25 protein-coding genes and 2 pseudogenes are annotated in these 26,679 nt (G+C 34.3%); 14 read left to right on the forward strand and 13 right to left on the reverse strand.

What is annotated here, in order from left to right; all coding sequences use genetic code 11:
* Positions 1-14 precede the first annotated feature (14 nt).
* Positions 15-1,466 (reverse strand): aldehyde dehydrogenase, encoded by a 1,452-nt coding sequence (locus tag B9T28_RS14415; RefSeq protein WP_086204674.1) that lies wholly within the window; start codon positions 1,464-1,466, stop codon positions 15-17.
* A 36-nt stretch (positions 1,467-1,502) separates the two neighbouring features.
* Entirely contained in the window at positions 1,503-2,336 is an 834-nt protein-coding gene (locus tag B9T28_RS14420; RefSeq protein ID WP_086204675.1) for a p-hydroxycinnamoyl CoA hydratase/lyase, read from the reverse strand.
* A gap of 264 nt (positions 2,337-2,600) precedes the next feature.
* Between B9T28_RS14420 and mhpT the strand changes: the two genes are divergently transcribed.
* From mhpT to B9T28_RS14450, 6 genes are all read left to right on the forward strand, one after another.
* The gene (gene mhpT, locus B9T28_RS14425; RefSeq protein ID WP_086204676.1) at positions 2,601-3,821 is read left to right on the forward strand and encodes a 3-(3-hydroxy-phenyl)propionate transporter MhpT; all 1,221 of its coding nucleotides are present in this window, start codon (positions 2,601-2,603) and stop codon (positions 3,819-3,821) included.
* Positions 3,822-3,882: 61 nt separating this feature from the next.
* Entirely contained in the window at positions 3,883-4,329 is a 447-nt protein-coding gene (locus B9T28_RS14430) for a MarR family winged helix-turn-helix transcriptional regulator (RefSeq protein ID WP_086204677.1), read from the forward strand.
* Between the two features lie 259 nt (positions 4,330-4,588).
* Positions 4,589-5,173, forward strand: a complete 585-nt coding sequence (locus tag B9T28_RS14435; RefSeq protein WP_086204678.1) for a TetR family transcriptional regulator — start codon at positions 4,589-4,591, stop codon at positions 5,171-5,173.
* A 177-nt stretch (positions 5,174-5,350) separates the two neighbouring features.
* Positions 5,351-5,719, forward strand: a complete 369-nt coding sequence (locus B9T28_RS14440; protein WP_086204679.1) for a YcgJ family protein — start codon at positions 5,351-5,353, stop codon at positions 5,717-5,719.
* A gap of 83 nt (positions 5,720-5,802) precedes the next feature.
* A complete protein-coding gene (locus tag B9T28_RS14445) occupies positions 5,803-7,554 on the forward strand; it encodes an amidohydrolase (RefSeq protein WP_086204680.1) in 1,752 nt (583 codons plus the stop codon).
* A gap of 107 nt (positions 7,555-7,661) precedes the next feature.
* The gene (locus B9T28_RS14450) at positions 7,662-8,987 is read left to right on the forward strand and encodes a flavin monoamine oxidase family protein (RefSeq protein WP_086204681.1); all 1,326 of its coding nucleotides are present in this window, start codon (positions 7,662-7,664) and stop codon (positions 8,985-8,987) included.
* Between the two features lie 217 nt (positions 8,988-9,204).
* On the opposite strand, the gene B9T28_RS14455 is transcribed toward B9T28_RS14450, so the two are convergent.
* The 7 genes from B9T28_RS14455 to B9T28_RS14485 all read right to left on the reverse strand — a co-directional run bounded on the left by B9T28_RS14455 (position 9,205) and on the right by B9T28_RS14485 (position 15,852).
* Entirely contained in the window at positions 9,205-9,780 is a 576-nt protein-coding gene (locus B9T28_RS14455; RefSeq protein WP_213032980.1) for a recombinase family protein, read from the reverse strand.
* A gap of 835 nt (positions 9,781-10,615) precedes the next feature.
* Positions 10,616-12,328, reverse strand: coding sequence for a hypothetical protein (locus B9T28_RS14460; RefSeq protein WP_086204683.1), 1,713 nt, complete (start codon positions 12,326-12,328; stop codon positions 10,616-10,618).
* A gap of 609 nt (positions 12,329-12,937) precedes the next feature.
* The gene (locus B9T28_RS14465; protein ID WP_086204684.1) at positions 12,938-13,585 is read right to left on the reverse strand and encodes a Fic/DOC family protein; all 648 of its coding nucleotides are present in this window, start codon (positions 13,583-13,585) and stop codon (positions 12,938-12,940) included.
* Between the two features lie 2 nt (positions 13,586-13,587).
* Positions 13,588-13,773, reverse strand: coding sequence for a hypothetical protein (locus tag B9T28_RS14470; RefSeq protein WP_086204685.1), 186 nt, complete (start codon positions 13,771-13,773; stop codon positions 13,588-13,590).
* Positions 13,774-14,048: 275 nt separating this feature from the next.
* Positions 14,049-14,678 (reverse strand): hypothetical protein, encoded by a 630-nt coding sequence (locus tag B9T28_RS14475; RefSeq protein ID WP_143222623.1) that lies wholly within the window; start codon positions 14,676-14,678, stop codon positions 14,049-14,051.
* Positions 14,656-15,285, reverse strand: coding sequence for a hypothetical protein (locus tag B9T28_RS14480; protein WP_086204687.1), 630 nt, complete (start codon positions 15,283-15,285; stop codon positions 14,656-14,658). Before B9T28_RS14480 ends, B9T28_RS14475 begins: the two co-directional genes overlap by 23 nt.
* 123 nt (positions 15,286-15,408) lie before the next feature.
* A complete protein-coding gene (locus B9T28_RS14485; RefSeq protein WP_086204688.1) occupies positions 15,409-15,852 on the reverse strand; it encodes a hypothetical protein in 444 nt (147 codons plus the stop codon).
* 143 nt (positions 15,853-15,995) lie between these two features.
* Between B9T28_RS14485 and B9T28_RS14490 the strand changes: the two genes are divergently transcribed.
* From B9T28_RS14490 to B9T28_RS14500, 3 genes are all read left to right on the forward strand, one after another.
* Positions 15,996-16,253, forward strand: coding sequence for a helix-turn-helix domain-containing protein (locus B9T28_RS14490; protein WP_086204689.1), 258 nt, complete (start codon positions 15,996-15,998; stop codon positions 16,251-16,253).
* Between the two features lie 191 nt (positions 16,254-16,444).
* Positions 16,445-16,783 (forward strand): antitoxin Xre/MbcA/ParS toxin-binding domain-containing protein, encoded by a 339-nt coding sequence (locus B9T28_RS14495; RefSeq protein WP_434057142.1) that lies wholly within the window; start codon positions 16,445-16,447, stop codon positions 16,781-16,783.
* 287 nt (positions 16,784-17,070) lie between these two features.
* Entirely contained in the window at positions 17,071-17,331 is a 261-nt protein-coding gene (locus B9T28_RS14500) for a helix-turn-helix domain-containing protein (protein WP_086204691.1), read from the forward strand.
* 246 nt (positions 17,332-17,577) lie between these two features.
* Here the strand turns inward: B9T28_RS14500 and B9T28_RS14505 are convergent, their stop codons facing one another.
* Positions 17,578-17,901: a helix-turn-helix domain-containing protein gene (locus tag B9T28_RS14505; RefSeq protein ID WP_086204692.1), complete on the reverse strand. Its 324-nt coding sequence runs from the start codon at positions 17,899-17,901 to the stop codon at positions 17,578-17,580.
* 306 nt (positions 17,902-18,207) lie between these two features.
* Between B9T28_RS14505 and B9T28_RS14510 the strand changes: the two genes are divergently transcribed.
* Together B9T28_RS14510 and B9T28_RS14520 are read left to right on the forward strand one after the other, a co-directional pair.
* Positions 18,208-18,534: a hypothetical protein gene (locus tag B9T28_RS14510; RefSeq protein WP_086204693.1), complete on the forward strand. Its 327-nt coding sequence runs from the start codon at positions 18,208-18,210 to the stop codon at positions 18,532-18,534.
* Between the two features lie 270 nt (positions 18,535-18,804).
* The gene (locus B9T28_RS14520) at positions 18,805-19,194 is read left to right on the forward strand and encodes a hypothetical protein (RefSeq protein ID WP_086204700.1); all 390 of its coding nucleotides are present in this window, start codon (positions 18,805-18,807) and stop codon (positions 19,192-19,194) included.
* A gap of 13 nt (positions 19,195-19,207) precedes the next feature.
* On the opposite strand, the pseudogene B9T28_RS14525 reads toward B9T28_RS14520, so the two are convergent.
* Both B9T28_RS14525 and B9T28_RS14530 read right to left on the reverse strand, forming a co-directional pair.
* Positions 19,208-19,400: pseudogene (locus B9T28_RS14525) on the reverse strand (IS3 family transposase); the annotation flags it as partial.
* Positions 19,401-19,797: 397 nt separating this feature from the next.
* On the reverse strand, positions 19,798-20,172 hold the full coding sequence (locus B9T28_RS14530) for a hypothetical protein (RefSeq protein WP_086204695.1): 375 nt from the start codon (positions 20,170-20,172) through the stop codon (positions 19,798-19,800).
* A gap of 273 nt (positions 20,173-20,445) precedes the next feature.
* Between B9T28_RS14530 and B9T28_RS14535 the strand changes: the two genes are divergently transcribed.
* The 3 genes and pseudogenes from B9T28_RS14535 (at position 20,446) to B9T28_RS14545 (ending at position 24,597) form a co-directional block, all read left to right on the forward strand.
* Positions 20,446-20,769: a hypothetical protein gene (locus B9T28_RS14535; RefSeq protein WP_086204696.1), complete on the forward strand. Its 324-nt coding sequence runs from the start codon at positions 20,446-20,448 to the stop codon at positions 20,767-20,769.
* Positions 20,766-23,648, forward strand: a complete 2,883-nt coding sequence (locus B9T28_RS14540; protein ID WP_086204697.1) for a relaxase/mobilization nuclease domain-containing protein — start codon at positions 20,766-20,768, stop codon at positions 23,646-23,648. Before B9T28_RS14535 ends, B9T28_RS14540 begins: the two co-directional genes overlap by 4 nt.
* A gap of 265 nt (positions 23,649-23,913) precedes the next feature.
* A pseudogene (locus B9T28_RS14545) lies at positions 23,914-24,597 on the forward strand (IS5 family transposase).
* 56 nt (positions 24,598-24,653) lie between these two features.
* Here B9T28_RS14545 and B9T28_RS14550 read toward each other — a convergent pair.
* Positions 24,654-25,823 carry a replication initiation protein gene (locus tag B9T28_RS14550; protein WP_086204698.1) on the reverse strand — a complete coding sequence of 390 codons (1,170 nt, stop codon included), beginning with the start codon at positions 25,821-25,823 and terminating at the stop codon, positions 24,654-24,656.
* Between the last annotated feature and the right edge of the window lie 856 nt (positions 25,824-26,679).

Below are 26,679 nucleotides of genomic sequence, written 5' to 3' on the forward strand. Positions count from 1 at the left end.
ATCCTTCTATATATTTAAATAGGATAGTGTCGCGGTGTCATTTGAATGGTGATCCAGCGAAGTTCAGTAAATTCTGCAACTGATACTTTACTACCAAAATGACCATATCCACTTTGTTTTACACCACCAAATGGCATTTGCGCTTCATCATGCACGGTTGCACCGTTGATGTGGCAAATGCCTGATTCAATTTGTTTGGCTACAGCTAAGGCTTGTACAATGTCCTGACTAAAAACAGCTGAAGACAAACCAAATTCACTGTCATTTGCAAGTTGAATTGCTTCGGCTTCTGTTTTAAAGCGTTGAATAGTACAGACAGGAGCAAAAGATTCTTCACTATAAATCTTCATGTCTTTAGTCACATCAATAATGACTGTCGGTTGCATAATTGTTCCCTGAATATTGATTCCGAGAGGTAAACTTGCACCTTTGTCTTGCGCATCTTTTAGTAAGCCTTGCAGACGATTTGCAGCATGTTCGCTTTCTAAAACACCCAAGGGGTAGTTTTCATTCATCGGATTGCCAGCATGAATGGATTTGGTTTTTTCTACAAGTTTTTCAATAAATTGATCTGCAATTTTATCATCAACCAATACACGTTCGGTTGACATGCAAATTTGTCCCTGATTAAAGAAAGCACCAAAAGCAATGGCATTCACAGCATCTTCGATATTGGCTTTATCAAGTACTAGTACAGGTGCCTTACCACCAAGTTCAAGTAATACGGGTTTTAAATATTTTGCTGCAGTTTCTGCAATAATTTTTCCGACATGGGTTGAGCCGGTAAAGTTAATACGTTTTGTCAGTGGATGTGAAATGAGTCTTTCGACAATTTTAGGTGCATCTGCTGCAGCATGGGTAATGACATTGACAACGCCTTCACCAAGCCCTGCTTCAAGTAATACCTCAGCAATCAAGCGATGAGTTGCAGGGCAGGCTTCCGAAGCTTTTAATACCACAGTATTTCCACAGGCTAAAGGCATTGCGAGTGCACGTGTTGCCAGAATGACAGGGGCATTCCAAGGTGCCATGCCAACAATGACGCCACATGGGGTTCGAATACCCATTGCCATATTACCAGGCACGTCAGATGGAATAATACTGCCATCGATTTGCGTCGTCATGCCAGCAGCTTCTCGTAGCATATTGGCTGCAAGGTGAACATTAAACCCATACCATGTTGCAGTTGAACCTGTTTCGCGCATTCCAGTTTGTATAAACTGTTCAGTTTTTTGATCCATTAAATCCGCAGCTTTCAGTAGTCTTAAGCGACGTTCTGTTGGCGATAATGTAGACCAGATTGCAAATGCCTGATGTGCAGATTCAATAGCGTGATCTACATCTTCAATCGTTGCAGCCGCAGCTGTTGACGCGACACTTCCATCAATAGGACTAATACGTTCAAAAGTTTGTCCTGAACTTGAATTTACAGATTGTCCGTGAATAAGTAACTGTACATTTTTCATGGGGGATGTTTCCTTACATGTCCATTAATGAATAAATTAGCCTGTACGTTTGTAGCTTTGTAAACCTGGTTTAATGGCTTTTTCATCAAGGAATTGTTTTAAACCTTCTTGGCGACCACCTTCAGTATCACGGTGAAGACATTGATCTAATTTTGCGTATAAGTAATCTTCATTTTGATCCCAAGTGAGTTCACGGCAACGTTTAAAACCATTTTTTGCAGTACGCAGTACAACAGGATTTTTCTCAAGTAGCGTATTCGCCAGTTCGGTAACTTCAGCTTTTAATTGCTCAAGTGGAACGCTTTTATTCACTAAGCCCATTTTTTCAGCTTCTTGACCGCTAAAAGTTTTGCCCGTCATGATGTAGTAAAGTGAAGTACGATGACCAACAGTGTCTGCCATCGCTTTACTGACTAAATTGCCCGGTGGAATACCCCAGTTAATTTCAGATAAACCAAAGGTTGCTTCATCTGCAGCAATCGCTAAGTCGCAAGCCACTAAAGGTGAAAAACCGCCGCCAAAACACCAGCCATTGACCATCGCGATGGTTGGTTTTGAGTACATACGAAGCAATTGCCACTGCCAGCGACATGAATCACGACGAATACGTTCGTTATAAATTTCAGGTTGTGAATCGACCTCACGGAAGTATTCTTTTAAGTCCATTCCTGCAGTCCAAGAATCACCTGCACCAGTAAGTACGACTACACCTGCTTCTTGATCTAATTCTAAAGTTTCTAAAACATCGATCATTTCTTTATTGAGCGTAGGGCTCATTGCATTTTTCTTTTCTGGGCGGTTTAACGTTACCCAAGCAATACCAGATTCAACTTTTACATCCACTGTTTTCCAACGATTTTCATAAGTCATTATTGTTTCTCCGTGATGACTAGGTCTGCTTTATGGTTTTTAATTTAATATCAGTTAAACTTACATTCAAGTCTTTTTTGAATTATTTTGAATTTATTTTTCAAATATATGTATTTTATATATTAATTTTTATTTTTAATAAATTTTAAAAAATAATTGTTGTTTTTTATATAAGTTTAGGTGATATTTTAAGCGTTATTTTTAGCAAAAAAAATAACTATACAGGATGTTTATTAATTAAAATTGAAGACAAGGATAATACGAATGGAAAAAAGTGTAAGCCATTCAGGAAAGGCCACATTAACGCTTGCTTTGTGTTTTGCCATCGCAATTTTTGAAGGTTTTGACCTGCAATCAATGGGCGTAGCAGCACCGCGTATGCGAGCAGAATTTGGCTTAGATAATGCTCAGATGGCGTGGGCATTTAGTGCCGCAACTTTGGGGACATTACCCGGAGCTTTATTAGGTGGTCGTTTGGCAGATAAAATTGGACGAAAAAAAGTATTGATGTTTAGTATTTTACTTTTTGGCGTTATGTCGGTTTTAACTGCTTTTGCAAGTCAATATAGCTTACTCATTCTAATTCGTTTCTTAACTGGATTAGGTATGGGGGGAGCTTTACCAATTATGATTACTTTGGCTTCAGAAGCTGTGTCTGATAAATATAAAGGAACTGCTGTCAGTATTATGTATAGCGGTATTCCTTTTGGCGGTATGTTGACATCATTTGTTGCAATGGCCTTAGCTGGTGATAGTGAGTGGCGCCATATTTTCTATATTGGTGGTTTGGCACCGGTGTTGATGATTCCGTTATTACTTAAGTTTTTACCTGAATCGAATGCATATTTAGTGAAAAATACTCAATCTACTGTGCCTTTTATGCAAGTACTTTTTGCTAAAGAACGACGCTTCTCTACCATCCAACTCTGGATCAGTTTCTTTTGTACCTTGGTTGTTTTATATTTATTGTTGAATTGGTTGCCACTATTGATGGGCGCACAGGGGCTATCAAAAAATGAAGCCAACTATGTGCAAATTGGCTACAACATTGGTGGAATATTTGGGTCAATTCTCATGGGGTTCTTGTTAGATAAGCTACGTATGAGTTTTGTGATTAAACTGATTTACACTGGTATTTTGCTTGCATTATGCTGTCTCGCTATTTCTCCAACAGTTGCATTACTTTCACTATCAGCCATTGGTTGTGGATTATTTATTGTTGGCGGGCAATCTGCACTTTATGGTTTAGCTGCTAGATTTTATCCAACAGAAATGCGTGGAACTGGTGTTGGTGCTGCTGTAGCCGTGGGTCGCATTGGTTCATTTGCAGGGCCATTATTGGCAGGAATGCTATTGTCCTTTGGTTCAAGCGCTGGAATGGTGATTGGAGCGAGTATTCCAATGATTTTAATTGCTGCAATAGCTGCGTTAATGCTGGTAAGTAAACCTAAGCAACAAACGCAATTATTAAGCAGTTCCACTTAATTATTTGATTTGAAGTATGATCTATTAGATTATACTTCATCATATTTAGTCTAGAATAGATATGTCTAACAATTTAAACAAATTAATTGAAAATCAATCACCTAGGTTGAGCTATATGATTGCTCGGGTCGATAGGGTCATTAGTAAATTATTAATCGAACAGCTCAAACAGCTCAACATCACTTTACCTCAGTACACCGCTTTATCTGTACTTGCAGCAAAGAGGAGTTTGTCTAATGCTAAACTGGCGGAGCGTTCGTTTATTAAGCCTCAATCAGCCAATAAAATTTTGCAGGATTTATTAAATTTGGGTTGGATTGAAAAGCATTCTGACCCAACGCATGGTCGAAGAATTTTAATTCAGCTGACTGCAAGTGGACAGAGTAAAATTGCCGAATGTAATTTGGTTGTAGACCAATTGGAACAGCAGATGCTGAAGGGTATCGACATCAATTTAGCCTTATTGATGCGAAATAATTTAGAAATTATGGTTACCAATCTAAAGTAATCAGCACTAAAAGATTCTATAACTTTATTTTTTAAATTCCTCTAAATAAATCTAGTTCTGTCAGAATATGTAATGTTGGCGTCGATTGGCTTCAGGTGTAGTTTTGGGCATTGCAAAGTTATAAAGTTGGATATGCCCTTAGAAAAAATTTGGCAATAAAGCTGAACTTTCATAATCATGATTGTAAAACACAATGACTTATTAACTAAGGCTTATAGATTCAACGCAGTTAAAGTAAGTCTTATAGAGGTATTTAAAAATGGCATATTTAAGCAAAAGTGAAAGAAAACAACAAATTATTGATTCAGCAAAAAAATTTGTTTTATCTGAAGGTTTAAATACATTAACAGTAAGAAAACTAGCAGAAAAAGCAGAATTTTCGGTTGGTCAAGTACATCATCATTTTGATTCTATTCATGATTTAAAATCACAAGTTTTTTTAGCATTAGTCCATGAAAATTTAAATCTGAATCGATTGCCAGATAACGCCACTACCAAAGAAAAGTTAATCTATTTATTAGGTTCAGAAGCAACAACTTCCGAAACACCTTATATTCGAGTTTGGAATGATGCAGAAAGTAATGTGTACAGTCATCCTACATTTAAGCAAGTCTATGCACAGGCAATCAAAATTTGGCAAAATTCAATCATTGATGTACTACGTATAGGTTTGGAAAAAAAAGAATTTATTATTCAATTAGATCGAATAAATGAAATTGCTTTGAGATTGATTTCTTTAGCCGTAGGACTGGAATTCTTATCCAATCTTGAAGTGGAGGGTGTACAGTTTGAATTCTTTCATCATCAAATTATATTAGCAATTCAACAGGAATTAGGAATTTAATTTTTTTAGAATTAATTTGAACACATGTTCAAATTAAGGTATTCTTTTGATAAATGCCAACTTTATGAAATTGGGATTTAAGATTTTTCTGTCAAAAAACAGATAAAATCTGAATTTTAGTTAATTTATTCTCAATTATTATCTTTAAAAACTCATAGTTTATATTCGGAGAAAACAATGAAAAAAATAGCTTATTTATTGTTTATGCCCATATTTTTAATGGGTTGCCAAGCGACAGAGATAAGCTCAAAGCAACCTATACAAGGTATTGATTTGAAACAGCCAACACCACAGGTTCTTTGTGATCAGTATGTTTGTGCAAATGCTGAAGGAATTTCTAAAGAACTCACCCAAAAATATCTCGGGCAGGTTCAAGTAGATAAAGTGTTCTCACAAGGTGAGTTTGATCATACTCAATTTACCTTTGCCAATGGTATTTTTTGTGACACTCAAACTCGAAAATGCCATGTAGATCGTTATTTTAATGGTGATGGTAAACGTAGTGATGTTGCAGAAAACTATACAAAAGCATTATTTGGCCAGTAAAAAATCAATAGATCATTGCATTATTTATTCACCGATTTGTTGTGAAATTTTGTGATGTTGAATTAGTAAAGGATATTTAAGTTATGTTTAATTTTAAAAATACGCTTTTAGTAGCAAGTCTGTGCCCCTTTTTAGTTAGTACCTCTTGGGCAAAAAATGGAGTCGAAAGCATTTATGTAAATGGTAAAATTTATACGGCTAAAGATAATGCTTCTTTACAACAAGCAATTGCGGTTTCGGATGATGGTACGATCCTAAAAGTAGGAAATAATGCCGAAATCAGAAAACTCGCCGATGCAGATACACAGATAGTCGATCTACAACAAAAAGTGTTAATGCCGGGCTTAATTGATACGCATATTCATGCTTTGATTTCAGGTGTTGAGTCAGTAATGGCAACTATGGATGAAGGAGAAATCAGTGTTCCTGCTGTAGTAGAAAAATTAAAAGTCACACAAAAAGACGGCACTGCCGTATATGGCGATGTATTGGTTTTAAATGGTTTGTCTTCTGAGTATTGGGAACTAGAAGAGCAATTGTCAGCAGTTTTTAATCACAACGAATGGAAAAATCAGCCTGTAGCATTGGTTGGGAGTGATCACCATACAGCATGGGCAAATAAAGCCTTACTGAAGAAGGCTGGTGTAGACAAAAAATTTGTTCGTCAATTAACAGCAGAAGATCAACAAAATATTCGACATAATCAAAAATTTGAACCGACTGGATTTTTAGTTGACTCAGGCTGGGATATTGTCAGTGAAAAAATTCCTTCCGTACCACATGATTTAATGTATAAAGGATCTAAAAAAGCAGTACAGGAATTGAATCAGCTAGGTATTACAGGCTGGTTAGACATTGCTTCTAATGCAAGTCCTTTACAGGGTATTTTTAATATTAAAAATACTGAAAATACCGTTGGTGTTATTCCGATGTATAAAGAGCTTTCTGAAAAAGGAGAGTTGACTGCACGTGTTTCGGGGTTGCATATCATTAACTCAAAAAGTACTGCAAAAGTATTGGATACACTGCAAGTCATTAACCAGAAATATAATAATATTGAAAACTTTAAGTTAACTGGTATGAAAGTATTTGCAGATGGGATTTTGGAATATCCTGCACAATCAGCTGCTTTGATAGGACAGTATTCCAATAGTAAAAAAAGTGGTCAATTATTGTTTGACCCTCAAGTATTTAAAATATTAGTTGACGAAGCCGATCAACGAAATATGCTCGTTCATATTCATGCAATTGGCGATAAAGCAGTGAATGAGTCATTGAATGCTATTGAATATGCACGGTCTAAACGTCAGAGCCATGTTGCTCATACGATTACTCATCTTCAATTGGTCGACCCAAAGGATTATGGTCGATTTAAACAAAATGATGTGATTGCTTCTATGCAATTGGCATGGGCTTATGAAGATGGATTTAATAAAACTTTAGTTAAACCATATATCAGTCAAACTTCTTATGAGGGAATGTACCCAGCGGGCTCATTGGTCAAGCATGGAGCAATACTTGCAGGAGCGAGTGATGCTCCTGTATCAACGCCTAATCCATTTATTGCAATGGCTATTGGTATGACACGTACTGCTGAAGGTGGCAGTTATTTAAATCCAAGTGAAGCAATTGATCGTGAGACTGCTTTTAAAGCCTATACAATTAATGCAGCTAAGGCTTTAGGACGAGAAAAAGAGATTGGTACATTGGAAGCTGGTAAAAAAGCGGACATGATCGTACTTGATCGGGATATTTTTACCGTACCACCTGAGCAATTAGCAGAAACAAAAGTGGTATGGACAATCTTTAACGGTAAAAAAATATATCAACGTTAGATCATTCAATTTAAAACTGTATAAGCGCGGATGATTTTAAAATCCGCGTCTTAATTTAAATATTCTATTTTTACTTCTTATCTTTTAAATATCTATAAGTTATGACTATGAATCAAAATAAAGAAGCACCTATTGTTGTCATTGGCGCGGGTATAGCCGGTTTAGCTGCTGCTAGTGAATTACAAAAGGCAGGTAAAAAAGTTATTGTGCTTGAGGCACGAGACCGACTCGGTGGTCGTATTTTCAGTCAAAAAGTAGGACAACATGTTTATGATTTAGGGGCATCATGGATTCATGGGATTGAAAACAATCCGATCTGGTCAATTGTGCAGCACAATCAGATAGAAACCACTGTATTTAATTATAATGAAGCGATTTATTATCATGAAAATGGGCAACGATTTAGCTCAAAAGAACAGAATATTTTTGAACAAAGTTTAGATTACTTATTCACTCAATTTAAAACGATCAATCCGACTGAGCATTATTCGCATGCTTTAGCAGCCTTAGAAACATGGCTTCATGCGGCAGCGTTCCAAGAATTTATGCACAGCCAGTTGCAATTAAATCCAACTGAACAATTGAAGCTTAAAAAAATCCTATTCGATTTTTTCAAATTACTGGCTGAAGACCCCTGTGCGAGTGATTTAACAGATTTATCTGCTGAGTTTTGGAAAAATGAAGGATTTTTTGCTGGAGATGAAGTGGTCTTTCCACAAGGCTATGTTCAAGTGGTTGAAACCTTATCCCAAGATATCACTATCCTGACCAATCAAGTGGTGCAATCTATTGACTCTACTCAGGAACTGATCCAAGTTTTCACAGAAAAAGGTGAATGTTTTTTAGCCAGCCAAATCGTTATTGCGGTGCCATTGGGTGTGCTGAAAAAGCAGCATATTCAGTTTATCCCCGACTTACCTACCCAAAAAAAGCAGGCCATCCAAAAAATCGGTTATGGGGTGTTTAATAAATTATTTGTGCATTTTGATCATGCTTTCTGGCAATCAAAGCAGGAAAAATTTAACAATAATATCAATCTGCATAATGGTCAGCGTTGGTTGAACTTTTTGGATATGAGTCAGGTTTATCAACGCCCCACATTATTATTTTTATTTGGTGGAAAATCTGCAACATGGATGGAAGATTTGAGTTATCAGGAAATTTGGCAGCAGATTGAACCATCACTGAAACTTATTTTTGATGACATTCCCCAACCTAGTCAGATGTTGAAAACTGAATGGAGTAAGGATTGTTTTGCTGAAGGCTCATTTAGTTATCAAGCGATTGGACAAACTAATGATGATATTGAAATTTTAAAACAGCCTATCTTCGATCGGATCTTTTTTGCAGGTGAACATTTAGCGCAATTTGGTGCTGGTACTGTGCATGGCGCTTATACATCAGGTTTAGATGCTGTGAAACTTATGTTGTAATTTTATACCTTACTTATAGTTAAGATTTTCTAAAATTAACATAATACACCTTATATGAAATGCTTGAATTTATTCTTTTTAATTCATAGTGTTATCGTATCTGTAAAAGCCCAATCCACCCCGATTGGGCTTTTTACGTGAATAGTCGTGTTCCACGTTTAAAACTTAAACAATTTTTCACGATTTTGATAAGTTAAACTAAATATAGTCGCCAATTTTAATTGAGTTTTTCACCGGCTTTTAAATAACGGTATACCGCCTGACGACTAATTCCAAATGCCTTGCCTAATGCCATCTTTGAAGGATACGTCCCCTCTTTCCATGCTTGTCGTAAAGCTTCAGCCTGTTCAGGCTTCAATTTATGTACCCGACCTTTGTACTTCCCTTGAGCAGAGGCGAGTTTAATTCCTTCCTTTTGCCGCTCTAAAATAATCTCACGTTCGAATTGTGCAAAAGCACCCATCAATTGCAGCATCAAATTATCCATCGGGGTGGATTCGGCCGTAAAAGTAATATTTTCTTTTATAAACTGGATGGCGATCCCTCGTTTGACAAGTTTATCCACTTCAGTGACCAAATCTTTTAGGCTTCGTGCAAAACGATCCATGGAATGGACAATCACCCTGTCCCCTTCCCGGACATAGTTCAACATTTCCTGAAATTTCGGTCGGTCAGTATTTTTACCTGAAGCACGGTCAACAAAAATCCGGTCGACTTCAATTCCCTCAAGTTGACGTCCAGTGTTTTGCTCGACAGAACTGACTCGGACATACCCTACTTTTTGGCCTTTCACTTTTTCACGCCCCAATTGGATAAAAATGAACAATTTCGTAAATTATAAACCTTTAATACTAAAGTTACATGTTACTTATGATTAAAAACCATTTAAATGATACATAATTTCATGAGCTTTCAGAAGGTAACTTTAGGGTGTACTCTAAAATTACATAATTAGAGTCAAGGATTTTATTGATTACATTCGACATATTGTTTGTCGAAAAATAAGCATTTCAGCGTCACTGAAGATGTGCTTCAGCTTTTGCAAAAATTAGAATTAGAAAACAATCACTTCAAGTTAATGTATGCTGAGTAACAATTATTCAGGCGATTAAACCACTAATTAAATAAAGTTATGTGTCAAAATAAGAAGTAGCAACAGGAGATTCAACTTTTGTCTTCAATGAAACCTTTTGAAATTTCTCCTTTCGTTCTTCTTCTAATTTTTGAGATTTTAATTTGATTTCTTCAGACCAAAAGTTATCTCTATATGATTGCCAGAAAATAACAGCAGATAAACGTATATTTGGAGCTAAAAAATATAATGCTTAAATGTACTTTCAATATAGCTAAACAGCTCAGGATGAACACCAAAAAAGGAACTCGACTACAGGCGAAAAAGGGCAATAGACGAAGCCATAGCCAACAACCAGAAAATCACATTACAACTCCCCTAGCCATTCAATCGGAAAACTATGCTCACATTTCAGTATTTTGTCGAGATTCATAAAAAGGCCATAAAAAAACTGCTATTAATGTCGGTTTTTTATCTACAGATAAAATTTAAAAGATTTCTAAAGAATTAGTGACTATTCATCATGTGAATCTATTAAACGCTAGCCAATTTATCATTAAGGTGTATTATCTTTCTCTGGAAATAAAATTTCAAAGTTATTTATTTTGCAAGCTTCCGCTTTATAGTTAATTTCAAATTGCTGAAGATTTTCATAATCTGGGTAATTCTCCACCGCCATCTCAAGCAGTTGCAATACTTTAGCATTATCATTGGATTGACGATACAGTTCAGCCAACTGCAATATAATAAGCGACTCAATAGATTTAGGCGCACGGAAGTTTGTTTTGTGATCTCTTTCTTTAAAGTAATTCAGCAGACATTCATAATGTGTTGACAAGCTCCAATTTGGCGACATTATACATAAACAATGAATGACTAATGAAGCTGAACTTGGCTTTTCAATAATGCTAGAGTATTTATGTATAAAATCTTCGCGATTGACAGATTCTGGATCTATCGAAGTGTACATAATAAAAATAGCTAAATAAATTTCTCTGTCTTTCTTATTTAAATTATTAAAACCTTTCTGTAAATGCTCAATTATGTGACTCAAGTTAGAAATTTCTATATTAGGAGTTCGCATAAGACCTTGCTCAAATTGAAGAAGAAGGCCTTCAAATATTTTTCCTGCCATCCCATCACTTAAGTTAATAAGATGAAGAAAATATACTGGACTCATTGGTAGTGTTATCTTATTAGGTTGCTCATCTGTGTAATCGTATGGCTCATTTTCAACTGTATCCTGCTTCATTATAAATTGAATAATCACATGCCTTGCAAGTCTTGATAATCCTTGTAAGGTGAACCATGCTTTATTATCTATAAAACAAGTTTCGTTAGAAAACCCTCCGAAGGTTAGTCTTTTTGGTAATTTATTTAATTGATGAACATATTTGGATCTTGCTAAATATGCATTTTTAAGAGCTACATCCAAATCAAATCTTGATATTGGACTTTTAACGGATTTGGCTTCTTCCCTAAAATAAGAAGGTGCAATATTTTCAATTGTAAATCTTCTAAATCGGCTTCCTAATGCTGTATGTTCGCCTTCTAAAACTGCATTCTTAACCTTGTTTGATACTTCCTCATCTGCATCGCATAGAGCTTCATCAATAGCCTTTTTCTTTTTTGAATCATAGTGATCCCAAGTCGATTTATAGCCATCAAAATTTTGAGCAAGCGATTCGAGAGACGCAACTATTAGGGTATAAGATAATTCCAAATCATCCGCTACACGCTGCATGCCTGTAACATAAGTTTGAATAGCACGCATTACAGCCAAGAACGTTTTTCTTTTCAGTCCAATCAATTGCTTAACAAAAGCTTTAAAAAGCTCCTCGTCATTCTCTTGGCAGTAAATTGCTTGATCAAATACTCTGTTTATAACTTGTTTAGGTATTTTGTGAGTTGAAACTCCAATTTGATCACTAAGCAACCTCTCTGTAATAGAATGGCTGGGTGATGCAGTGCAATTCATGAAAAAAGATAAAATTGATGAAAAATCAAGTATCAGGTTATCAATTCCATGAGATATCATTTCACCAGAAAGTTTTTTATTAGGCTCACCATGTATGTCTTCAATTAGCTCTTCAAATTCAAATAAAATTGCATTCGAGTAGTTTGCGTTATTTGTCATCCATAAAGAACCTACAGCAGTATCTAGTCTTTTGTCTCTAGTTATTCTTAAATTTGTATAAATAACACCTTTAAGATTATTTCGATACTTCACGCCTTTACTGAATAATTTCCCAGAACAAATCTGTAACATTAAAAACCTTTTATACTAACTATCAGCTAAATATAACGACTTTAAGATACCACATAAATTTTTTCTTTAGCAGAACGAAATACAAGAACAGCTATCAATGCACAATATTAGAAATATAAGGATACTCTTGAAACCTCAAGTTAATTTAACCTCTAGTATATAAATATACTTGAAGTATCTTTTATCAAAATAACACGAGATGTGTCGTTTTTCTTTTAAAATGTCACTAGTTGTGTCGCGATACAATGTCATTATGTGTCGCAAAAATTGCTAAGCCTTTGAATTTATGAAAAGGTGCATGACAACTTATGTGTCGCGTGACGTTACTGCTCCAAAAGGAGCTTTAGAAAAGTGAAGGAAATTTATCAATAATGCTAAAAAATTTGTAGAGAAGTAATCAATAAATAAATGTGCTAAAGAAAAAGCTGAATGAACACGCATAAGACAAAGCTCAGGAATCCTGACTGAAAATTACTGGATAATTCCGCCACCTATTCGCAGCCTACCAGTCATTCCTGTTCCAAGTAGACCATCAAGAATAAATTACATAGCTAATGCTGATATTGTATGCTTGAAATATGGTTAAACTATATAGCAAATATATATTGTTCAATTCGATTCTAATTTTTCAATATTTAGTTTAATCATTTTTTCAGTTAATTTGAAATTACCTTCCTTCCATCCAGAAATAACGGCTTGATTCATAGCATCCGAACTAACAGTAGTCCAATCAATTCTATAACCTAACTTAAATAATATCTGACCTAACATGAAACGTTGTGAACGGCCATTACCTTCTCTAAATGAATGAATGTAGTTCAAAACGACAAAAAATCTGGCCAAAAAACTACAAATTAAATCTATATTTTCTTTATTATCAATTAAATATTCAAAATTATAATTTAAGCATGAAAATAGTAGCTCAGATAAAGGAGCTATATTGCTGTATCGGAGAAAGATACATTCACCTTTATAGGTATTCACGAGTCTTAATTGGCCTGCCCATGGATAAATATCTATAAATAATTGATGATGTATATTTTTTAAATGTTCTAAGTCAAAATCACCTAGAAAAATATGTATGTCTTCTTGTAACCTAGTATTTTGTAAGGCACTTAAAGCTTTCTCTGCCTCATTCAGATCTTTTGTATTGGAAATACCTAGATTGTTTATCAGTACTCCATTTTCATCACAAAATGGATCATCATAAAAATCTTCTTCTGTTAAATAATAATGCAGCTCATCATTAAAGAACATTTCTATCGGACACGGTACAGTTCAACTAATGTATTTCTAGCCTGTTCAAATGTCTTAGAACCATTAACATATTCTTTTATTGGTTGTAAGCCTTTATTTTCTACAACTAAATTATCCACTGCAAATGAAGCTTTTACGGTTTGAAAAGCTTGAGTACGGCTGTTTTGCATACCAATAACTTTTTTCATAAAACTCTCACTTCAGATAAATCAGGCTATCTTTAAGGATATAACATTTTTCTTTAAAAAAGAAAGTAGATACCTTTATTTAACATAAAATCTCTTATACCGAAATAGCTTTGTAAGCCCCAAATAGAAATGTCCGGTTTCTCCAAAGTAAAAGTGTCCTACTAGCAACAGGACTGGTAGGCCATAAACAAGGATTAGGGCCGACTTATCCGATAATCTACGGCTTGGAAAATAATTTCAAATAACATAAAAAGTTAAATCAATTGGTCCCTTTTTCATCCATTAATAATCGCACTAAACCTTGATATCCATGCTTGCGCATCATGAGAATTCGATGCAAAGAACTTAAACATTGGCTGATCAGCATTATTCGTATTCACTACGATAGAATAGTGATCACGTGAAATCTCACTACCATCAGAACGCCGAATTGTATTTTTTTGCGTTTCAATATTCCAGCTTCGGATATCGCTAAGATCAAAAATTATAATATCTGCTAAAGTTTGGGTTGTGAAAGCAATTTTTCGCTGTACGGTATCAATCACTACGCCTGTCGCTGAATAGCTTTCATTAAACCCTTCTGCCTGCAAATAGCTTAATTTTTGCTTGTGTAGTTTTTTAGGCAGTATATTACTGATATATATCCTTCGAAATGGATAATAAATTAAAAATGAAATGATTAAATAGAGGAAAGCCAAAAAATAAAATAAGATATCCGCCTTCATTCCAGTATAAATTTTGAAAGTAAATAACGTAATCAGAAAAAATATAAAATAGCCAAGTAAACACTGCATAGTAGACCAAGGCTGCTTTATTAAAACCGTTTTTTTTACACAAGACATAACATAAACTTTTAAAAAATTGTTAAAGTAGTAAAGAAATTTACGATTGATTGGCAAGGCCATCATAGCCTGAAAGATTTGGTATTTTGGTCACTAATTTACAACCCTTAAATGCTCCTCTATAATTTAAAATATGTAGATGAGCTAAGTCTAAACTTTGGTTTATTTTCTTCGTCGTATCTCCATACACACCATAACTGCATTTCTTATTACCAAGCCCTCTATCCATAATTATTACAGTAAGTTCATTATAGTAAGGAACGGCAAATACGAGTGCTTGTATATCCTTTTCTCTAGATACAGTTTCAAGTAGAACAGACCAAAGATCATCATTGTCGCCTGGTGGTTCAGAGATCTCAGCGGAAGATTCTATATCAAAGAAACGTCCATCAAATGGAGAAGCTTTAAATGCTTTGGCGACTCTATCCCTGAAGAGTTGGTCATGAGCATATAACTCACTGAACGAAAAATTGCACTCAGGAGGGAGGCTCATATTCCCATCATCACTGATCATTAGCTTATCTAAACACTTTTTAGACACCATTTTTTTCAAACTACTGTTCTTGTTTTTACTAGGCTTTACTTCAGGCGCTATTCCCGCATAAGCGATACCACTGAAATATAGCGCCATAGCTACACCAGGTATAAGTAATAAATTCTTAAACCCCATTTTTACCTCTACATAATTTGGTTAAGAGTAGACTTTGTTCTATTCCGTCATTTTTTATTAAAAATATATTCATCATTCTTTGATTTGGATGATTACTTAGAATGGATGGGTCTAAAATCAAAATTAGCCCACAATACTCCAATGTAATACTTTAGAAGATGATTGGTTGCCCTCAAAAGTAAGTGAACAAATCGCTTTAAATCTGGAATCAAAACCATAACGGCTAACTTGATCACTAATCTGAAAGTTATAAGTCACTGCAATTGAGTTAAGCATATCTGCCCGCGCATCTGTCAGTGTCTCATGAGCCATTTTTTCGATTTGAACTTTGGTCTTGCCTTTTGAATTTTGGCATTGTTCTTTGGTTAACATTGCTGACTGGCTTGCTGTTTTAGTTTGTCCTGTAGATGTGTTGCTTGTTGACCCTGTAGCGCCAAGCACTTCATTGATACTTTTAATACCATTATTCAGTGTTATACCCAATGTCTGCACATTATTTGGTATCGACTCACATGCAGATAGAATGAAAGGAACCGAAACCGCTAATATCAACTTATAAAATTTCATTAAAACCCTCTATTTTTTTAATTTTGAGTATCCCCTTGCCTTCAATCAACACGATTTAAATGTAAAAACATCAAATTATCAGTATATTATCAAGCACCGCACCCAAAACAGGTGCATGGTAGCATGCACCTATTATAGGTGCAATGAAAAACATTACTTTATCTATTCACTCTAATGAGTATGTGTGGCTACGCCAATTATTTATTCAGAAGAGGAACCAGCTTGGACTTTCTCAAAGGGCACTTGCAGAGCGCTTAGGGGTTATTTATTCTTTTATTGGAAAAGTTGAAACAGGGGATCGAAAATTAGATATTTTTGAATTTATACATTATTGTGAAGCTTTAGAACTGGATGTAAATCAAGTCGTCACCCAGCTAAGATCATTAAGAAATAAAATTTAAAATTCATTTATTAAACTTGTGGACGGCCCCTCTATAATTGATCATTGAGGGAACAATTCCTGTACTGATTTTAGCAACCTTTTGATATTGTCAGACACGAATACCATGCTCAAAGTCAGGTTCAGCACCATCAGTGCAAATGATATAAAGTAGAACCTAAAGCGCACTTTATAATTCGGACAATAGAACAAATGACTAAAACCGAAACTGTATTAACAAAAGCTGTTTTATCTGCAGCGGAGCATCTTGGTCTTACATCGGATCAACTTGCTGTGCTTCTTGATCTAGATTTGACGATAACCCATCTAGATGACTGTAAGTTTTCTTCACTACAAAAAGAAATTGCTCTAATGCTCATACGCATCACAGTTTCCCTAGATGCCCTTTCAGGTGGTGATACTTCAATGACGCAACATTTTATGAAATCGCCAAATAAAGTAACTGGTGGCATTCCGGTCGAACAGATTCAAAATATTCAGGGATTAGCCACTGTTTTACAATTTGTAGAAGGTCTTCAAACTAAACACTAATATGTATAAGGCTTTATTGCACAAAAAATTAAAAGTTATAGCTTCGTCAAATAATTCAAGATATAAAAATGCATCTTCTTAAAGTATATGGCCTACCTAATTCTGTAAATTTATTGAAAACAGCCATAGATATAAATTCTTTTAAGCTGGTTAGAGAAAAATTGAATGTTATAACTTCAATTGCTATTCAAGAATCATAATAAAAAGTTTGCTATATAGCTAACATTAGGTAAAATAAGCTAAATATTTGCTATATAGCTAACAAATTTTAGGAACTACAAACTCATATGGCTTCTAGAAGAGAAATAGGTATAGAGATACGTTTAGCAAGAAAATCTCTGGGCTATACACAGAAGACACTTTCAGAAAAGACAACTGTTAATAAAACGACAATCTCTGAGATGGAAAATGGTCGATTCACAGGCTCATTTGACATATTCGAACGTATTATTGATGGTGTTGGCTTACAATTCGAAGTTCATAAGAAAAGGCTTGTATTCCCACATTGGGATGAAATTAAAGCACTATTTGCAGAAGATGAAGAGTAAAAAACATGAGTTATATATTCACTTTTGCTATCGACCAACCCATAACGTATACATAATATAATCAGCCTCTCTACATCCGTGAGTGCTTCGCTCAGCTGATTCAAATTATGGTTCATAGCATGACTGGTTTGAAGCTAAAACCACCAAATACTACTACATTTCTAAGGATAGTAGGAATTACCCACCCTGACCATTGTCATGTTGATCTTAAGAAGAGGTCGGGCGACATAGCTTTGATATAAAATTTTAGTTTTGCAACGATAAGATAAATTTTTCAATCATCAGTCTTTCTGATTCAGGTAATGCTTGAATAGACCTCGTAATTGGATCACTTCCTGAATGAGTGTGTTGATCCATACATCCCAATAAATAATCAGCAGATATATTCAGTACAACAACTAACTTATAAAAATTTTCTAATGATGGTTTACGAGAACCTGCCTCAATATGTGCAATTGATGTAGATGGAATGCCTGATTTTTCAGCCACTTCTTGCTGTGTCATTTTTCTCATTTTTCGGATTTCTTTTAGTCTTAGACAAAACAAATCCGCATCCATTTCAAGCATCATAATAAAAAACCATAGTCGACAATAATAACTTGACCAAATAGACAAGTTTATGTATAAATATTGATAACATTTTATTGTCTATTTCGACAAAAAACATCTTTTAAAAACTCAGAAGGAAAATTAGATGATCAATATTGTATATGCATGAGTGACTTATCTAGACAATAGGCCACTCATGCTTTTCATTCCAAATCAAGGAAATGAAAGATTGTAAAATTTCGACGTTTTACCTTTGCATTCTTTCATAACAAATAATTTAAGTAAATTTTTCTTTTAAGAAAAATCTATTCACTTAAAGGCTTAACTATGAATAATTCCTCTCATGTCGTTCTTAAATCAATTAGATCTGAAATCCGTAATCTTAATGTACGTACCATCTCAAAAATAGTTGCTTCTAAAATTATCGAAACGACGGACCTACAATTACTATTTGAACCAGGCTTTTGCAAACAACTTAATGTTGCTCACCATCTCACGACACATGAAGCAGTAGCATATTTTGTTGATCATCAATTTTTTGAAGAATATGGGTTTCAACAAGTATCTTTAATTAGTTTACAGAATATATATGATCAACTTTTAACGAATTTCTATAAGAATCTGACGAACACGCCTTACTATCCTCCTATGTAACAGAAAGATCTTAATCATAATTAAGTCCTTACATCAAAATTAGTGCGGACTTAATTCATGGTTATAAATGATGTTCTATAGCAACGAAGGCTGCAAGAAAATGAGAAACTTAGCAAAAACCCAGACTCAGTCTTGCGGACATCTGCAAAAACCATCACTTTAATTATTTCTATTACTTGTATTCCAAGATAATTATCAGGAGAGCAACCATTGTATTTTTGATATTTTTTTTGATCAATTGCTTGTTTATCCATTATTAAGGGCATGCTTATGAGTCCACTTTCACAATCTATAAATCAATCTAGAGTTTTGGCCAAAGCTTCATGGAAAGCTGCTGAACATCTTGGACTAAAGCCAGAGCAATTTTTAAAAATTCTGCATCTTGAATGCGTTGATATGAATTTATCTGAAGCAACCCTAATTCTAGATCCTAATTCTAAACAAGGAGAAATAGCATTAATCATCATTCGGATTTACAAGGCTATCTATAATCTGAATGGTGGTGATATCGAGTGGATGCACCATTTTCTCAACTCTCCTAATCTATTAACAAGTGGAATTCCTATAGAACAACTGGAAAGTATGAGTGGGCTGCTTTCCGTACTCAAGACTGTAGAATCTCTAAATAGCCACCAAAATTCTAGAATAACCATCTTTTGATGGGCCTTTTCTAATCTAAAGGAGAACGCTGACCATTGGAACCATGTCTGCGTTTTGAATTATAGAACATCTCAATATATTCAAAGATATCAGACCTTGGCTTCAGTTCTTGATGTATATATTTTCTTCTTGATTCTTTCTCGCTTTAACAACTGAAAGAAGCTCTCAGCAACATCATTATCATGACAATTTCCTCTGCGACTCATCCAAAGTTGAACACAAACGATGGATCGGCCATATACGCTGATTGTCCTGAATAAAGGCATACCTCACCTGGACTGGCTTGCGAAGTACACCGCGGCTTTTTTTAATATGTCTCTTTCTCTTGGTTCGCACTTATATTTTAACTACTTTAGACTCAGGCTTTTTTTATTTAAATCAAACTATGGGACAGCAAGGTATTTGCCAGCTTGCCCGAGTAAAGTATCAGTATTATCCTTAAATACAGTCATCAATTTAAGATTAAAACGATGTGCAGGGTTTTAAAGATTACTCGTGCTGGTTATAGCGAGAAGTGAATTTGGTTTGGCGATTAAATTTTATTTTCTCGCTATTTTTTTGCACAGAAAATATCAACAGTTCCTAAGAACTTCACACCATAATTTATTTTTTCTTCTTTAAAAAAGCTGTTAAATTTTCTGCAGTAATTCCAGTAAAATTGTTTTCTTCTAGAAAATGCAATATTTCTTGTACCGTTGCACCAAGACCAAAAAGCTGGAGTAAAGTTTGCCTATGCTGAGTAAGTAATTGATTTCGCGTGATCGTTGTTTCATTCATTTTTTGAATATGACGAAGAAGAATGTCTTCAAATTTTTTAGAATCATTTTCGCTATATATTTTTTGATTTTTTTCAACAAACTTTGAGTCCTTAGAATCATTTTCTGGGGCAGCGTCAAAAGAATGATCTGTTGAGCTTTTAAGATTTTTATCATCAGACTTTTCAATATCAAGTGCTAAAACATTCTGATCTTGCATCATATACCTTCCTTAAAAATAAATTTACAAGATCATTATTCGAAATATCTATGCTGATAGAAATGGCAAAACATGACCCTTTTTTGATTTTTAAATGACTGAAAAATGTAATCTTTTGCGATAATAAAAAAGTGAAAAAAATAACATGATCTCTATCATATTTAGACAATTAGATCATTTTCAAAAAATACAGGATGGGACAAAAGATATCTTTTGTCCAAAGTACAAATATCGAGCTCGCTATGCTCGGTCTCAATTTGCATACAGTAGAAAAAAATGAATAAAAAAGATTCTCTTGATAAACAAATGCTGATTCATCTTACTAAGGATGAATTCAATCAAATTCAGACCGCTTGTAAACAGGCATCAATGAAGCAATCGGATTACCTCAGACATAAGCTTTTAAGTACATCAGCCTTAAGTTTTATACCGTCAAACGATATTCATAATGTTCGCCTCTTAGGATTCATGCTCACAAAAATCTTTGAACAACTGAAAGATACGCAAATTATTGATCATGACGTGAGAGAAATAAATCAGCTCATCACAGAGATCAAATTAACTGTGCGCAGACTCAATGATGAATTGGATAAATCATGATTATTAAAGTCATTCCCAACACGATCGGGTCTTCAGTAGAAGATCGCGTCACTGGACTATCTGATTATATTCACCATCCAAAGCAAACACGTTCTCAACATTTATCTGACTATATTCATCAGCTTCATCCTAGTTTTGATCAAGACTTACTCTCTGAAAAATGTGTCTATTCAAACTCTAGAAACTTTTTAGATGATGATCCGCATTATCAAAAAATTGAAATGTCACAAACGGCCAGTTTGAACTCTCGCGTGATTGACCCAATCGTACACATGGTCGGAAGTTTTAAAAAATTTGAAGTTCCAACCACTGAACAGCTTGAAGAACAAATTGATATTTTAGCAAAACATCTCGGTGCAGAAGAGTTGCAAATGCAATATGCAATGCACCTGGATACAGACAATGTGCACTTTCATTTGATCATCAATAAAGTTCATCCATTCAAAAAAAATAAGCACAATGAAAATAAGGTCATCGATCTAGGAGGTGGTTGGATTCTTAACGCAGTTCATCGGGCAGTAGCAGAAATTGAAGCGAAACAGAGATGGGTATCAGAGCCTAATCCACTGTTTATCTATAAGCATGAGACTGGACAGTGTGAAAAAAATCCAGATTATGTACCTCAGCCCGATGCTGAAAAAATTGATTCAAAAATTCGAGATCTAGAACATCGACATCAGCAAAAAAGTCGAATGAGTCATGAAATTTCAGAGGAAATAAACTATCAATACTATATTGAACGTGATATTCAGCAAGTAATGAGCAGTGCTGAAAATTGGGGAAGTTGGCACCAAGGATTAGCTCAACATGGCATTCTTTATGAGAAAAAACGCAGTGGTAGTATTTTTAAAATTCAGACAAGTGAAAAACAAACACTCACCTTTAAAGCCTCTTTATTTTGTAATAAACAAGTCACTCTGAAAAACTTAGAAAAACAATGGGGGGATTTTACTCATCATGATGTCGATCACAAAATAATTCCTCTGATCAAATTAAGCGACACTGTTCAGCACGCTCAATCAGCAGAAACCACTGTACATTCTTATCATTTATTTAAAAATGAAGATTTTTTAGTTAAAGATCTGCATGATATTTATCTAGAGATGAAATCAGAGAAGGACTCTATCAGTACAAAACGTAGAGATGAATACCTAGAAGTTTCTTTTGAAAATGAAATCTATAAACACAATAAACAGCATTTTTTAAAAAATTTACAACAACAATTTCCAGAACAATCATCTGATGTCATTTTCACCCTGCTGCATTACCAGCATCACGCTGATCAAATGAATTCCAGAGTATTGCAAAGAAAAAACTATAACGCTCAACATGCAAACTTAAGTCAAAAAACATCTCAAACACTGCAAAAAAACGTTCCATATTCTTCAAGCTTTGATTCATCGAAAATCACCTCTTATGCAGATTTTTTAAAGCATATTCCAGTGTTGAATCACTTACTGATGCAACAACAATTTTTATTTGATCAACGTCAATCTAAAAATTTTATTCGACAATATAACCCTAATATTAAAACAGCAAGAATCCTCTTCGATCAACATCAACCGAATGAGCCGATCGCAATACAGAATCAATATGGGGTCTTGGTCTTTAGCAATTATTCAATCAGTCGACTACAACAATGCATCAAAGTGCTCGGTGTGAGTGAAAAAGCATCTCTACGCGGCTCATCTGAATTTAAAGCATTATGCTACACCACTTTAAGTGATTTAAAAGAAAACAAAAACATTGTCGATACGAACCAAGAGAGAGTATTACCAAGTTTTACAAAGTTATCTCAACAAGAGATCGAATCTTGTTTTACATTTTTGTTTGAACAATTTAGATCGACAAGCAACGTGCAAAGTACTGCTCTAATAAAAACATGTTTGTTGCTCAATTGCTGTGGTGTACATATGAATCAACTGCAATCAATATTAAGAAATTGTGTTGATCAAAATGACATACTAGATTTAAGTGTAGAAAATCAGACTATTCTGCTACAAAGAGTTCGCAATCTTGTCTATATCCAGCCCATAAAATTGAATAAACAATATTTCAACTCAACTGAAATTGAACAGACCTGGCAATTGTATTTTAGTTTGCAGACAGCCCCGCCTATTCTTGATGAAAAGCAAAAATATCGTAGTGAAACGGTATCCTCCATTTCCTTATCGGAACTGACACTTATCCCCAAAAATGAAGCCAATAAAACTTTTCAACACGCTGAAAATTTAGCTGAACTTGATTTTTTACAAATGCAGCAATATTTTGAATATAGTCGAAGAATCCAGTTAAAAAAGAAACAAGAAGCAGAACTTTTAAATACTTTCAAATCTGAAAAACAAATTTCAATGCCCTCTCAACAAAATCGAAAAATGTGTTTCCCAAGAGAAAAATATACTGTCGAATATAAGTTTGGACAAAAATTTTATCTAGACCAGAAAAAAATTGCTTTTTTTGAAACGAAAAATACATCAGAAATTGTAGTTGTTAGTCATCAACATGAGCATATCCGTGATGCTTTATTGCTTGCGAGAGATAAATTTGGTGTTGTTTTAGTTGACGGAACAGATGAGTTTAAAAGACAAGTCCAAGAAATTGCTCATAAAGAAAATATCAAAATTATATTTGACACGCCCCTTCAACAAAGAGTGAATGATTCAATTGAAAATAATCCAGTGGGTGATTCGGCTACTAAAAATGACAGGGCTGAACCAAAATCGCCAACGAAAGAATTAAATTTGGAACCTAAGGATCCTAATATAGTAAATAATGAAGGAAAAGCTGATAATTTCTATAACAATCAATCTGTGACAGCAAGTAGCAGTCGTAAAGCGTCTACGCCAAAAAATAGTTACGATTACAGATCAGGTTTTTAAGAAATTTTCTTAATCAAATTTTTATGTAATTTGAATTATGGTTTATAAAAATAGCCTAAGAATTATGCTTAGGCTAACTCATAAAAATATTTAAGAAAAGGTTTCAGAAAATCAATTTTAAGTAGATCAACATTTTGTATTACTAGGGAGCATCTTCATTTGAGTAATTCGATTAAAATCCTCCTTCAAGCTATTTTCATTTCTATATTTTTCAATGACACGCACTCTTCTCACCAATGATATCTGGCAGTAAATTCAAGATACTATGCAGTTACACTGTTGTTACTGTTCAAAAAATAGTAGAAATATCATGGAAGCCATCTTATGGATACTACGCATAGGTGCAACATGGCGTGATATCTTCAATAACTGCCCCCTTGTAAACTGCTTACAATCGCTTGCAAGTAAGGGCTTATGGGATAATTTCTTTTAGATTACGAGGCGTTTTCTGGGTCAGGAATGGGTATTCATTGATTGAAGTACATACGCGCGTATCAGCATGCAAGTAGAGCTCGGCATGTTTTTGAACGAAAAATTGGACAATCACGCGATAGACGAACAACAAAAATACATCTTCAACCGACGCGAATGGATTATCGATTGATTTTAAAATCACTAGGGGTGACGTCCACGACAGTCAAGTTGCAAAACAACTAATTGATGCTGTAGGCGAGGCAACCTATCTTATTGCTGATAAGGGGTATGATGCTGAACATATCATAATGCCAAGAACAAGAATATGATCCCCATTATTCCAATGAGATCAAATAGTAAAAGGTCGAATAAGGAATTTGATAAATATCTATATAAATTAAGACATTTAGTTGAAAATTCCTTTGCGAGATTGAAACGTTTCCGTGCTATTGCAACTCGATTTAATAAACTAGCACGCAATTATCAGTCTATGATTCGTATAGCCTGCGTATTTATTTGGTGCAAAGCCAAATGAGGACACGCCCTAATTAAGGCATTTTATTTAAAATAATGTAGCAAGTTACTACACTTTTAAATAATCTCTTTGCCAAATATTTCATTCAACCGATCACGATTCTCTTGAACAAAACTGGCATTGCTTTTTAACTTGAACTTCATTTCCTTTTTGAAGTCATTCATAGAAGAACCCACTGTAGCAAAATCCATTTGGAACATAATATCGTTCACAATGACATTAGCTTGAGAGTCGGTCAAACAACCTTCTGGCTTTAACCATTTAGTTAATTGCTGATAATTCGGGTCAGTTGCATAGGTATACCAAGAACGTACGGTCATATCGAATTTTGCCCCCAGTTCCTTCACTATGGCATTATCATCAAAGTATACATCTAGATAAATTTGATCCCTTTCGTTAACAGCTAGGGAAACTGGCTCGATTTTCCCATTGGTTATTTTAAATCGGATACCTACAACAGGACGGCCTTTCTTAAGCGTTTCATATTCTAACTTTAGACTAGTTTTCCCATTAATTTCTTCAATAATTTTATCTAACACATACCGTCTAAAATCGACCCATCGATCATACTTTTTGTCACCTATGTCAATTAAAGCTTTTATATTTTCTAAAGACAGTTCGACTTCATATGAATCCTGATTCACATACTTAAACTCATTTTTAATAATGTAGGAATACAGACTCATACTGGTGACTGAGTCTAAAGCAAATAAATCCTTTAATTGATAAGTAGTAAAATTACCATTTGCTAGGCGTGTAAAATACGGAAGTACTTCACTAGTAAAACGGATCTGTAAAGCATTCTTCGCATCATCTTCCCAGCGCAGTTCGCGAATAATTGGAACTACTGAATGTACTTTCTTTACTTTTCGTTTTCCATCTTCTAAAGGCTCTTCAATCACAAAGTGAGCAACTCTAGACGATAATTCTTTATAAATACGATCAATCGCGACATTAATAGAATTTTTTTTATCTAAACCTAACAATTCGCCTAAATCATCTTTATGCAAATAAATATAAGTTTGCTCAGTTATTTCATGATCTTGGTTATTTTTTTCACCATAATTTGCAACTGCCATCGCATAGAGTAATGCTTTATATTCATTTGATGACAATTCAATTGGTCGAATTAAACGGTTACTTGTGCTAACCACTCCATTTTGTCGAATATTACCAATACAATATGGTAGATAATCGATCTCCTCTTTTTCGTTCAAACTATCCATAAGTGAAAAATAAAAGTGATTTTCTACATTTTATACACAAAAGTGGAATTTTTTTCAAGAACTACACTTTAACAATATCTAAATAGCATTAGCCCATGCGTGACTTAACTCAAAACTAAGAGTGGAAAGCATGTCATCATCTTTTCCATTTTAGTTTGTTATTCACCCAATAAGTGGAATTAAAAAATACTCCTCCACCTTTTGATGACAAACCTTCCACTTTTATGTGCTTTAGCTTGCGAAGCTTGAGCCCATTTTATTTTTTGTGGCCAAAAAACACTGTTATAAGTGAAAAATTTATCATTTTTTCCACTTTTCAGTGACAAATCTTCCACCTTTAATGATCATCAAGTGCAAAAAGAGACATTTTTTAGTAATTTATAATGAAAAGCTATGTATTATCCACAGTTAATAATTATATAGTGACAAAGCTTCCACCTTATTTCATTTAAACCAAGACTTACTAACAACATAAAATATTGTTATATATATATATTTATTGATTTATAAGAGTATATTTAAAACTGAATGACAAAGCTTCCACCATAGTGACAGACCTTCCACTTTTCAGTGACAGACCTTCCACTTTTCAGTGACAGACCCTCCACTTTTCAGTGACAGACCTTCCACTTTTCAGTGACAGACCTTCCACTTTTCAGTGACAGATCTTCCACTTTTAAAATTATAATTTATTGATTTTTATAAATAAAATAGTGTCTTAATTATAATTACTTAATTATATTAATTAATACTAATTATAAATTAGCTAGCTATATTTTAAAATAAAGATAAAATTTGTTTATAACCGACCTTTATATAGAAATTTAAATATAAATCAAATAAAGTGTAGCAACTT

The sequence above is a fragment of the Acinetobacter silvestris genome, from assembly GCF_002135235.1.
GTDB classification, from domain to species: domain Bacteria; phylum Pseudomonadota; class Gammaproteobacteria; order Pseudomonadales; family Moraxellaceae; genus Acinetobacter; species Acinetobacter silvestris.